The sequence below is a fragment of the Ferrimonas sediminicola genome (assembly GCF_005116715.1).
GTDB classification, from domain to species: Bacteria; Pseudomonadota; Gammaproteobacteria; order Enterobacterales; family Shewanellaceae; genus Ferrimonas; species Ferrimonas sediminicola.
This window is the reverse complement of record NZ_SWCI01000002.1, coordinates 315,495-327,197: the sequence shown is the minus strand read 5'-3', so window position 1 is coordinate 327,197 and position 11,703 is coordinate 315,495. Positions and strand designations below refer to the sequence as shown.

General features: G+C 62.5%; 8 protein-coding genes. 2 read left to right on the top strand and 6 right to left on the bottom strand.

Going from position 1 to position 11,703, the window contains the following annotated elements; genetic code table 11:
- The first annotated feature begins 38 nt into the window (after positions 1-38).
- Positions 39-761, top strand: a complete 723-nt coding sequence (gene torR, locus FCL40_RS04905) for a two-component system response regulator TorR (RefSeq protein WP_136851916.1) — start codon at positions 39-41, stop codon at positions 759-761.
- Here torR and torT read toward each other — a convergent pair.
- Positions 731-1,705: a TMAO reductase system periplasmic protein TorT gene (gene torT, locus FCL40_RS04900; RefSeq protein ID WP_169307005.1), complete on the bottom strand. Its 975-nt coding sequence runs from the start codon at positions 1,703-1,705 to the stop codon at positions 731-733. The genes torR and torT overlap by 31 nt on opposite strands.
- A 59-nt stretch (positions 1,706-1,764) precedes the next feature.
- Between torT and torS the strand changes: the two genes are divergently transcribed.
- Entirely contained in the window at positions 1,765-4,563 is a 2,799-nt protein-coding gene (gene torS, locus FCL40_RS04895; protein ID WP_136851912.1) for a TMAO reductase system sensor histidine kinase/response regulator TorS, read from the top strand.
- 36 nt (positions 4,564-4,599) lie between these two features.
- On the opposite strand, the gene FCL40_RS04890 is transcribed toward torS, so the two are convergent.
- The 5 genes from FCL40_RS04890 to FCL40_RS04870 form a co-directional block, all read right to left on the bottom strand.
- On the bottom strand, positions 4,600-5,250 hold the full coding sequence (locus tag FCL40_RS04890) for a TorD/DmsD family molecular chaperone (protein ID WP_136851910.1): 651 nt from the start codon (positions 5,248-5,250) through the stop codon (positions 4,600-4,602).
- A 69-nt stretch (positions 5,251-5,319) separates the two neighbouring features.
- Entirely contained in the window at positions 5,320-5,955 is a 636-nt protein-coding gene (locus FCL40_RS04885) for a DMSO/selenate family reductase complex B subunit (protein ID WP_136851908.1), read from the bottom strand.
- 12 nt (positions 5,956-5,967) lie between these two features.
- Positions 5,968-8,388: a DMSO/selenate family reductase complex A subunit gene (locus tag FCL40_RS04880; protein ID WP_136851906.1), complete on the bottom strand. Its 2,421-nt coding sequence runs from the start codon at positions 8,386-8,388 to the stop codon at positions 5,968-5,970.
- A gap of 56 nt (positions 8,389-8,444) precedes the next feature.
- Complete coding sequence (locus FCL40_RS04875; protein ID WP_136851904.1) at positions 8,445-10,409, bottom strand: MtrB/PioB family decaheme-associated outer membrane protein; 1,965 nt, start codon at positions 10,407-10,409, stop codon at positions 8,445-8,447.
- Positions 10,410-10,421: 12 nt separating this feature from the next.
- Positions 10,422-11,351, bottom strand: coding sequence for a DmsE family decaheme c-type cytochrome (locus tag FCL40_RS04870; protein WP_136851902.1), 930 nt, complete (start codon positions 11,349-11,351; stop codon positions 10,422-10,424).
- Positions 11,352-11,703: the final 352 nt, after the last annotated feature.

Genomic DNA, 11,703 nt, shown 5'->3' with positions numbered 1-11,703 from the left:
TAAAGATCCGTTACAGGATTGTCACAGTGGACCCTTAGATGACTCAGACAGGACAATGTATCCTGGTGGTGGAGGATGATCCCGTCACCCAGATGCGGCACGCCGGCTATTTCAAGCAGGCGGGCTACCAGGTGGACACCGCGGACAGCGCGGCCCAGATGCGCCGGCAGATGGCCTCTGCCCACTATGATCTGCTGCTGCTGGACGTCAATCTGCCCGATGAGGATGGCATGCTGCTGACCCGCAACCTCAGATCCGAGTCCAATGTGGGGATCATCCTGGTGACCGGCCGCTGCGATTCGGTGGATAAGATTGTCGGCCTGGAGATGGGGGCGGACGACTATGTCACCAAACCGGTGGAGATGCGGGAGCTGCTGGTCAGGGTGAAGAACCTGCTCTGGCGCATGAGCCTGGCGCAGTGCGGATCCAGGGAGCAGTTGCGGGACGACAGCGAGTGCCAGTTCGCCGGTTGGCGCTTTTCTCCGGCCAGCCGTCAGCTCTGGCGGGGAGAGGAGCAGGTGAAACTGACCAAGGCGGAGTTTGAACTGCTCTACGCCTTCGTGGCCCATCCTCAGCAGGTGCTGCCGAGGGAGCGTCTGCTCAACCTGATCTCACACCGGGTGGACGCGCCGAACGATCGCACCGTCGACGTGCTGGTGCGCAGGCTCAGGGCCAAGATGGAGAAGGGCGAGGGCTTTCCCACCCTGTTTGTCACCGTCCACGGTGAGGGTTACCTGTTTGGCGCGGCGGTGACCTCGTAGACCGGCATAAACCCTGGGCTCGATAGACTGTCGTCCACCAGGTTGAGGTGGTGGCCCGGGGTCAGGCTGATGATTCTGGGGCCGATCATTGTCGGCAGGGGTTCGCCACGGTGCCAGCGGTAGGCCGCATCGATGGCCATCTTCCCCTGCAGTCGCATCTGGTCCGAGTTGGCCATCAGGATCCGTCCCCGCAACAGGGCCCGGTAGACGCCGTGGGTCAGGTAGGTACTGATGATCTGGGTGGTGCCGGACTCCCCGGTCGCTCGCAGCTCGTTGACCGCCACCTCGGCGGAAACGGCGCCACCAATGATCAGTTGCGGCACCGGGTTGTTGGCCAGATAGTCTTTCAGCAGCTGGCGCTGGGCGGCGGCGCTGTTGCCGCCGTAGAGTTGGTCGACGAGGTTGAGGCGATCCGGCAGCAGGGTGTCCATCAGGCCCTGGTAGATGAACTGGCTGCCGCCGCGCCCCTTGGGGCCAAACATCAGCAGTGTGTCGATGTGGCTGTCGGCGGGGATCTGGGCATTGATGTAGCTGCCCAGGTTCTGTCCCATCTCGTACCAGGACACGCCGACGGTCGCCAGCACCGTATTCGGCTCGACTTCGTTGACCACTGCCAGCGTCGGCAACTGGGTCAAACCCTGTTTGATCCTGGCGTCCAGTTGGTAGCTCACGCTGCCGAGCAGCACCATATCCGCCCCCCATGCCTGGCACTTGCGGTATTGACCGACCTGGGTTTCCTGATTGGTGTAGCCACCCGCCTCCATCACCTTCAGCTCAAAACCATAGTGCGCCGCCTGTTCGGCCATCCCCTGGTTTACGCTGATCCAGTAGGAGTCCTTGAGGTGGGGGTAGAGAGCACAGAGCTTAAGGGCGGCGGCACCGGCGGCGCCGCTGATCGCCAGCAGCGAACCGGCCAGAGCGGCGGCGCGGGATGGGGTTAACACTGGTGTCGACCTGATTTGGGGTACACTGTAGATAGTCTACCAGAGAAGCTCCTGTTAACTTGAAACTAAATCGATTTCTGCCAAGGCGCTCACTGACCGCCAAACTGCTGCTGGCCTTCCTGGCACTGGCGTCGCTGTCGGTGCTCTCCTCCCTGGTAGGCTGGCTGTCCCTGTCCGAGTTAAAGTCGGGTCACGATGCCCTGGCCCAGAGGGCCGTGCCCCTGTTTAACCAGAGCCGTTCCCTGGCGGAGCTGGGGGGGCGGATCGTGCTGACCGGCCAGTTTCTGACCCAGGTGGATGATCCCGCCGAGTTGATTCGCAGCGAGCAGCGGCTTAAGAGCGATCTGGCCGCCCTGAACCGTCAGCTTGCCGACCTGGACTCCATCGGTCCCAATACCTCGATCAGCTCGCCGCTGCTGGCCACCAGCGAGAGGGTGGCGGATCTGTTGTCGGAGCAGGTGAAGCTGGTGGGGCAGCGGTTGGCCCAGGAGCATGACTTCAACCAGGGCATCGACCTGGCCAATCAGGTCGCCCTGGATATGGCTCAACTGGTGGACTCCCAGTTGGCCAATGCCGAGACCGCCATCGTCGCCCGCAGCATCGGTCTCTACGGGGAGGCCGAGACGCGGGTTCAGCACGTCGATGATCTGGTCGAGGTCGACCTGTTGCAACTGCGCCGCATGAGTGAGCTCAAGTACAGCCTGATCCGGCTGCGCCAGCAACTGGTGCTGCTGCCCCAGGCGACGGACAGGGTGTCGGTGCAATCCCTGAGGGAGCGCTACGCCTCCCTGAGCCGCTATCTGCCGCTGATGATCCAGGAGGTGCGGGACCCGGAGCGGCGCCAGGCGATGGAGGGGATGATGACTCGGCTGGCCCAGGGGGAGCGGCTCTACGAGCTGCGCCAGCGTCAGTTGACCTTTGCGCCGCGACTCTCAGACCTCAGCAGCCAGGTGGAGCAGGAGTTCGCCCGCCTCAACAGCCGCATGGATGATCTGCTGCTGCGGGCCAACAACGCCATCAGCGATGCCGGTCGCCAGGCGGACGAGGCGTTTCGCTGGTCTCAGCTCACCCTGGGGGTGATCGGCGTCCTGGCGTTGGGGGCGGGGCTGCTGTTGGTGTGGCAGGTGGTGCTCAAGGATGTGGTGGTCCGCATCAACTACTACACCGGGGCGCTGCTGTCCCTGGCCGAGGGCAGGGTGGATGTGGAGGTGACCGCCAAGGGGGAGGATGAACTGAGCCGGCTTGCGGGAGCGATTCGTGCCTTCAAGGAGAACGTCATCGCCCGGCGCAGGGCGGAATCGGAACTCAGGCAGCAGCACCGCAGGCTGGAGCAGACGGTGTCGGAGCGAACCGCGGAGCTCTCTCTGGTGAACCGCAAGCTGGCGGAGCAGCTCAAGGTGTCGGCCCAGGCCAAGGAGCAGGCGGAGGAGGCCAGCCGGGCCAAGAGCAGCTTCCTGGCGACCATTAGCCACGAGATCCGCACGCCGATGAACGGCATCCTGGGGATGGCGCAGTTGATGGAGTCGGACAACCTCACCGCCCAGCAGCAGAACCAGCTGCAGGTGATTCGACGCTCCGGCGAATCCCTGCTGGAGGTGATCAACGACGTCCTGGATTACTCCAAGATTGAGGCTGGAGGATTGGAACTGCTCTCCGAGCCTTGTGACGTGGCGGCCCTGGCCCAGGAGGTGGTGGATACCCTGGGACCGGTCGCCAGCGCCAAGGGACTGGCGCTGCAGCTGGAGGTCGATGCCGGACTGGCGCCAGCCTACCTGGGCGATCCGGGTAAGTTGCGGCAGATCATGATGAATCTGGCGTCCAATGGGGTGAAGTTCACCCGGGAGGGGCAGGTGCGCCTGCTGGTGACCCAGCGGGACCAGCAGTTTCTCTTCCAGGTGATCGATTCCGGCCCGGGGATCGACGAAGATCGCCAGCAGGCGATCTTCGAGCCCTTCAGGCAGGCCGGTGCCCACCACACGCCGGGGGGGACCGGCCTGGGGCTGTCGATCAGCCGCAGACTGGCGGAGGCGATGGGGGGCTCGCTGACCGTAGAGAGTGAGCCGGGGCAGGGGGCGACCTTTACCCTGAGGGTGCCGTCGTTCGAGTGTGCCGCCCCCCAGGAGGAGGAGAGCGAGTTGACCCTGCCCCCCAAAGCCCGCCTGCTGGTGGTGGAGGACAACCCCACCAATCAGCTGGTCATCAGCGGCTTTCTCAAGCGCCTGGGGCAGAGTTTCATCCTGGCCTCGGACGGGGCGGAGGCGCTGGCTGCCCTGGAGCAGGGGCCCTTTGACCTGGCGCTGCTGGACATCAACCTGCCGGACATCAGTGGCGACCGGCTGAGGCCGCAGCTGGTCAGCGGGCACAGACGCCACTTTGGCGCCAACCTCGCCTGCCTGGCGATGAGTGCCCACGCCTTTACCGAGCAGGTTGAGGCGTTCATCGCCTCGGGTTTCGACGGTTTCATCGCCAAGCCCCTTCGCCTGGCGGAGCTGGCGCGGGTTCTCGCCGGTCAGGGCGACGCCATCAAGGCGGTGGAAAACAGTGATGAGATGCACCTGCTCAATCTCAGGCAGCTGGAGCAGGATCTGGCGGTGCTGGGCAGGGAGACGGTGGAGATCATGTGTCAGCGGTTTGCCGAGGACGCCGCCGAGTTGCTCGCCTGCGACAGTGAGGAGTGGAAAGCGGCGGTGCACCGTCTCAAGGGCGGGGCAGGTTCCCTGGGCATGATCCGCCTCGCCAGTGCCTGTTCCGAATTGGAGATATCGGGTCATTGGAGCGAAGAGACACGGGAATCCCTCATTGCCCTGTGCAATGGCAGCGTCGAGGCGATCGAGCAGTGGTTGCAGGAAAAAGGCTGACCGGGAAACGGACCACCCGGTCAGCAATAGCGCACTCTATAGGAAGAGCTGCAGGGAAAGGGGGGTGAGATCCAGATCCTGTTCCAGTCCTTCGAGCAGGCTGGTGGTGAGCAGGGCGATCCCCTGGTAGTAGGGGGTGTTGGCACCCTCGGCCATCAGTTGGCAGAAGCGGCCGCCCCAGGGCAGCAGATGCTCGGTAAGCAGGTCACCGGCGACCTTGACCGCCACCCCGTTTGCCTGTTTGGCCTCCTCCGCCAGCAGACTGGCCACCACCGACAGCATCAGGCCCATATGATCGATGGGCTCCTTGGTCTGGGTGGTGACCTGAATGCCATGATGCTGGCAGAAGGCGGCAAATGCCTCGGTAGAGGGGCCGCACAGCAGCCGCTTTTCATGAAGATAGGGGGATCCCCAGGGGATCGCCTTGAGCTCTCCCGGGCCGATGAAGAGTTCGGTGTAATCCCGCTTCAGCCTGGGAAGCAGCACTTCGTCGGGCTCATCCAGCGCCTGAGCCAACAACCCCAGTCCACGGCTTCGGGACGAGGCTTCGCCGGTGTTCGGCCAGCTGACCGCGACCTCGTTGTCCCGAAATTGGCCCAGCAGGAAGTCGCTGGGTTCGAAGTAGAGCGCATGATAGAGGACGTTGGCCTGTGCCTGGTAGCAGCTCAGTTGTTCCTGATTCAGCATCGCCTTGACTCACTTTGATCTGAATGGAGAAAAGGGGAGCCGAGGCTCCCCTCCTTGGGGGACAGCGACCTACACCTCCGCTGAATTTAGTACCTCACCTTCGCTGCTGCCACTGGGGCGAGACAGCCGGTTCGGGGTGATCAGCAGGTTGGGGGTGGTGACGTCGCCGGATGGCATCGGCGCAAAGTTCGGCGCCTGGGCGCCGGGGTATTTGGCTTTCAGCTCCTCCATGGGACCGAAGTCCAGGGCCCGCATGGGACAGGATTCGACACAGCTGGGCAGACGGCCGGCCTTGATGCGGTCCACGCAGCCGTCGCACTTGGTCATCACCCCCTTGGCGCGGTCGATCTGCGGGGCGTCATAGGGGCAGGCGCGGGCACAGCTTTCACAGCCGATGCAGACTGTGGCGTCCACCATCACCAGGCCATCTTCGCGGCGCTTGTGCATGGCACCGGTGGGGCACGCCTTGGTGCACACCGGCTCGGAGCAGTGGTTACAGCCCAGGGAGGTGTAGTAGGCGAACACGTTCTGGCTGACGGTGCCGTCGGCAGCCTCGCTCCAGATCCCTCCGCCATACTCATAGACACGACGCCAGTTCACCCCGACCGGCAGGTCGGAACGATCCTTACAGGCGATTTGACAGGTTTTGCAGCCGGTGCACTTGCTGGTATCGACGTGAAAGCCGTATTGAACATTAGTACTCATTGTAAACTCCTATCAAACCTTACGGATTTCAACCAGGTTGGTGTGCTGGGGGTTACCCTTGGTAATTGCGGTGGTACGGTGGGTGGTCAACACGTTGACGCAGCCGCCCCTGTCGACGCTGCCACCCTGGTACCAGGCACCCTGGCCCAGCGCCACCACCCCGACCATGATGCGTGGGGTCACCTTCACCTCCACTTCGATGGTGCCACGGTCGTTGAACACATGAACCTTGTCGCCGCTTTGCAGCCCGCGCTTGTTGGCATCGATGGGGTTGATCCACACCGCGTCCTGTACCGCTTCGCGCAGCCAGGGCACGTTGTGGTAGCTGGAGTGGGCCCGGCCCTTGGTGTGGTAACCGAACAGCTGCAGCGGATAGCTCTTCTTGGTCTCGGTATCCTCGTAACCTTCCCAGGTGGGGATGTACTTGGGCAGGGCGGTGATGACATCACCCTCCTTCAGTTTCCAGGTGCGGGCCTTTTCCGCCAGGCGGGAGGAGTAGATCTCGATCTTGCCGGAGGGGGTCCCCAGCGGGTTGGCATCGGGGTCCTTACGGAACTCCTCCAGCACGATGTAACTGCCGTTGGGCAGGTACTTGCGGTGGATACCCTGCTTGAGCATCACCTCCTTCTCAGGCAGATCCGGGGTGGCGGCCTGGGCTTCGGCGTAGAACTGGTTTAGCCAGTCCTCGCGGCTCTTGCCTTCGGTAAACTCGGCTTCCACACCCATGCGCTTGGCCAGGTCGACGCACACCTCGTAGATGGGCCGGCACTCGAACATGGGACCGACGCTGGAGCTCATCTGCACCAGGGTGGCGGTGTCGCCGGCGGAGTAGCTCTGATAGATCAAGTCCTCAGACTCCAGCCAGGAGACGTCGGGCAGCAGGATGTCGGCGAACTTGGCGCTGGGGGTCATCCAGTTGTCCACCACCAGGATAAATTCACACTTGCTCTCATCGGCGATGATCTTGGTGGTCTTATTGACGTCGGCGTGTTGGTTGATCAGGGCGTTTCCACCGTAGTTGATGATCGCCTTGATGTTGGTGCCCAGCTTGCCGTCGCCGTTTTCGTCCAGATCCACACCCTGTACGCCGTCGGCCAGCACGGTCATGTTCTCACCGTCCTCGATCGCCTGGGTGAAGGTAAAGAAGGAGATCGCCTTCTTCACCGGGTTGGAACCGGTGGGCATGAAGGGGGCGGTCAGGTAGGAACCCTTGCACAGGCCGCCGCTGTTGGTGCCTGGCAGACCCAGCTGGCCCAGCAGGATCGGCAGCATGTAGCCGGCGCGGGTGTTGTTCTCTCCGGCGGCCTGGCGGTTGAGGGAGGCGGCGATCTGGATGAAAGGTGCTTTGGCATCGGCCAGCTCACGGGCCAGCTCGACGATGATGTGCTCCTCGATGCCGGTGATGGCGGCGGCCCAGGCCGGGGTCTTGGCGTTGGCGCCCGGGGTCAGGTCACCCACGGTGGCGTTATCCAGGATGTAGGACTTGTAGCTCTCCTCGTAGCCCACGCCGGCGGGCATGGTCTTTTCGTCGTAGCCGACGCAGTACTTGTCCAGGAACGCCTGGTTGACACGGTTATTGGTGATCCACTCGAACGCCAGGGCCTCGAACAGGGCTGCGTCGGTGCCGGGGCGGATGGCGATCCACTGATCCTCTTTACCTACGGCGGAATCGGTATAGCGGGGATCGATGATGATGGTCTTGAACTGCTTCTGACGCTTCTGCATCAGGAAGTCGTAGGCCTCGCCGGAGCCGCTCATGCGGATCTCGGAGGGGTTGTATCCCACCATCAGCACCAGATCGGAGTTCTGCATTTCGGAGACGCTGCTGCCCTGCCAGCCGGGGCCGGCAGAGCCGTAGGTCTGGCCGGCAGCCTCATAGATCTGAGACCAGCTGTAGTCGCCGTAGGCGTTCAGGTAGCCGCCCTTGAGATTCATCAGGCGGTACAGGCACTGCTTGCCGGAGAAGTGGTAGCGTGCACCGGAGTTGTAGGTGAAGTGAATCGACTCGTTGCCGTAGTTGTCGATGGTGGCCTGCAGCTTTTCGGCGACCAGATCCAGGGCCTCATCCCAGCTGATGCGTTCGAATTGGCCGCTGCCGCGGGGACCGACACGCCTCATGGGGTACTTGAGGCGATCCGGGGCGTAGACCCGCTTACGCAGGGAGCGGCCACGCAGACAGGCACGGACATCGTGGTTGCCGTACTCGTCGGTGGTGGTGAATTCTGACTCGATGCGAGTGATGATGCCGTCACGGCTGTACACCTTTACCGGGCAGTTGGATCCGCAGTTCACCAGGCAGGCGCTCCAGTTGAGCTTCTCCTCGACCGGCAGCACCGGCGGCGGCGTGGTTTTTGCGGACTCGGAGCTGCAACCGGTCACGGCGGCTGCGGCACTCATTGCGGCGCTCATTTTGAGAAAATCGCGGCGTTCCATAAGTTACCTCTTTTCTTTGTCTGGGGGAGGGGGATCTCCCCCTCCCTCCGGTTCGTTCACAAGGAGATGGAGTAGCTCAGCATCAGCTGATGGGCGTTGTAGTTGTGGTCCAGATCACCCAGGGTGATCAGGCCGTCTACGGCGTCCACCGCCACGCTGGCGTAATCGGTGTCGTAGTAGCGCTCGTAGCGGTAATCCAGGCGCAGCTGGCTGCGCGGGCTTAGACGGTACTCGGCGAACAGCCCCACTGAGTGGCTGTATTGGTAGTAGTCGTCGAACTGGCCGTTGGCCGCGCCGGAGTTGCTGTCGCTGTTGGCAAACAGGTAATCACCGCCCAGGGTCAGCTTGTCCTGCAGCAGGCCGCTGTACTCGAAGCCGGCGCCGAGGGAGACAAACCCATCGTTGATCTCGGCGCGCCAGTTGTCCCCGCGCTGGTCGGTATTGATCCACTGCTGACCGGCAAAGCCGTACAGGGACAACTGCGTGTTGACCAGGTAGCTGAGGGCCAGCTGGTAGCCATAGTCGCTGGCGCCGGTGAGGCCGATCTCGGTATCGGAGTAGTGGTCGTCGGCAAACTGCAGGTTCAGGTCCACCGACAGGGAGGCCATGGGCTGGTGCCGCAGTTTCACCTCGGCTTCGATGCGGTCGCGGTCGGCCAGGTGGTACTTGCGCAGCAGCGGGTTCTCTTCGCTGGAGCTCAGATCGTTGGCCTGGTAGCGGCTGCCATCGCGCTGGCTGATGCCGCCTTTCAGCGCCACCTGCCACAGATCCAGAACGGTGATCTTCACTCCGGCCCACAGCCGGTGCGCGTCGGTGGTTTCCCGGGCGCTGTGGCTGCGCTCTTGGCGATCGAACTGGTAGCCCGCGTCCACACGGTAGCCCTTGGCCAGACGGTACTGAACCTTGGCGCTGGCGCGAGTGTCTTCGGAATCGAGCAATAGGTTCTCAGAAACCAGGCCAGTGGTGGCATTGAAGTCGTACTGGGGAAACTCGAGGCTGGAACTGTGGTTGTCCCGCTCGCTGTAGCGGCCGGCCAGTTGAAGCCGCAGGCGGCTGGTGGCCATCAGGGTGTAGCGGGCGTCCATATCCAGGGTGTCCACCTGACCGTCCCAGCTTTGAATCGGGCTGGTCTGGGCATTGACCAGGGCGTTGTCCTGGATCATCCGGCCCAGGGAAACACGGCCATCAAACACACCACTTTGGCCGCGAAGATTGCCGGACAGGGTAACCTGGTGCGTTTCATTATCGGGCTCGGGGGCCAGCAGGCTGCCGTAGGTGTTGTGATACACCTCCTGGCTGTCGTTGTCGTAGACGCTGCCCAGGTAGGAGAGGGCGGCCAACCAGTTATCGCCTACGACACTGGTGGCGGCGGTCAGCTCGTCGGTGCGGCTGTCTACCGGTTTGGCCAGATTCACCGGGCTTGGGGTGGCCACGGACACCACCTTGTGGCCCTGCTTCTCTTCGGTGCGGTAACCCAGGTCGCCATCCAGCGCCAGGCCGGCCAGGCTGGTGGTGGCGCTGATGCCCACTGAGATGCGGTTACGCTCGATGCCCAACACTGGGGTGTAGGGCTCGCCGCCAACCAGCTGATCGTCGCTGAAGTAGAAGGGGGTCGACGCCTGGTCACTCTCCAGCTTGTTGAGCTGACGGTAGTCGGCATGGAGTTCGACGGTACCGTTGCTTGCGGAGACGCCGGCATCGCCGTTGTCCAGACCTAAGTTGTGGGCGGTGGTGGTGGCGCGCCAGCCGCCGTCGCTGTTGGCGGTTGCACGGCCATTGATGGCGCCAAAGGCACCGTCCTCCTCCTGGCCCAGGGCGTTACCGGCGTGGAGATCATCCAGTCCGGTGTAACCTGCGCCAATGGCGATCTCACCGCTCAGTTCAGAGGGCGCAATGCAGCGCTTGCACTGCCACTCGTTAGCGCTCACCTTGTCGGTGTTGGCCTTGGACAGGCTGAAGTCCGCCGCCATTGCCGGGGCGGCGGCGGTCAGGATCGCCAGGGTGATGAGATTGAGTTTCATGAGTCTCTCCCCTTAGCGCTGAAGCGCTTTGCCTTGTGGATGGTTGGAGCCGTGTACCTGGGCGTGGCAGTTGAGGCAACTGCCGCCGGCGGTAAACGCGGAGTCGCCATCGGCCCCATAGGGTCGGCTGGCGTGGACATTGCCGCTGTGGCACTGCTGACACAGCAGAGGCGCCCGCGCCTTCAGCAGGTTGTCGTTGATGCTGCCGTGAGGGGTATGACAGTTGCTGCAGTCGTCGATGACCGGCTCGTGCTCCCACAGCTTGGGGCCCCGCTTGTCGGCGTGACAGCCGTAGCAGGTGTCATTGAGGCTGATGCGATTGAGGTCGGCGTCGGTCTGGCTGCCGTGGGGGTTGTGACAGTCGCTGCACTGCATCTCATCCCACTTCATTGGGTGGCTGGAGCGCTGATGCATCTGCATCTTCTGCACGGTGTGGCATTGGGTACAGACACCGTTCTGAGCCTGCTGCTCCAGGATAGGATCCTTGGCCATATGCACCTGGTGGCAGCTGGCACAAGCCACCTCCTCCAGGTTGTGGGTGGAGGCGTGCCAGCTCTGACGCCCGGTGTCTTCATGACAGCTGAGGCAGACGCTGTTCTGGGCCTCGGCGGTAGCCATGGCATCGGCACCGAAGTCGATCATCGGCTCCTTGCCGCCACGGTTGTGTTTGCCCAGGGGGCCATGGCAGGACTCACATTGCAGCCCGGCCATCGGGCTGTTGCCCGAAGTGGTACCGTGGATGCCGTCGAACAGGGCCATCACCTTGTCGTTTTTCTTGTGGCACATGAGGCAACTGTCCGCACCCTTGGTGGAGTAGTTGCCCTGATTGAACTTGTCAATCAGTGTCTCCATCACCGCATCCTGACCTCGATCGCTCCAGGGAGCGGCCGGGGCGCCAAAGGCGGCGGAGACCAACAGTGCGACTAGCAGAGGACGTTTCATTGCTATCACTCTCTTGTCTGCTTGGGGTTGCGGGTGATCACCTGGGTGCCACCCATCGGTTGTCGATGGGGTCAGAATAGGGAGTGGGTATGAACAAGTTGGGCAGGGATGTGAAGGATCAAGAACAGAATATGAAAAAATATGAACAGAAGTCCGAATAGTGTGAGTTGAGCCAAATTTCTGACGACATTGCCACAGTTTTGAATCGGGACAATGTTCAGAATCGTGAACTACCTCAATAGGGGTAGCTGCGTTTTTTTGGGAGAACAGCCAGGCCACTGAGGGCCGATTTCAATGGCCGCAACAATTGTATTAATAGCACTAAATCAGGTGGTTAAATCGTGTTTATACC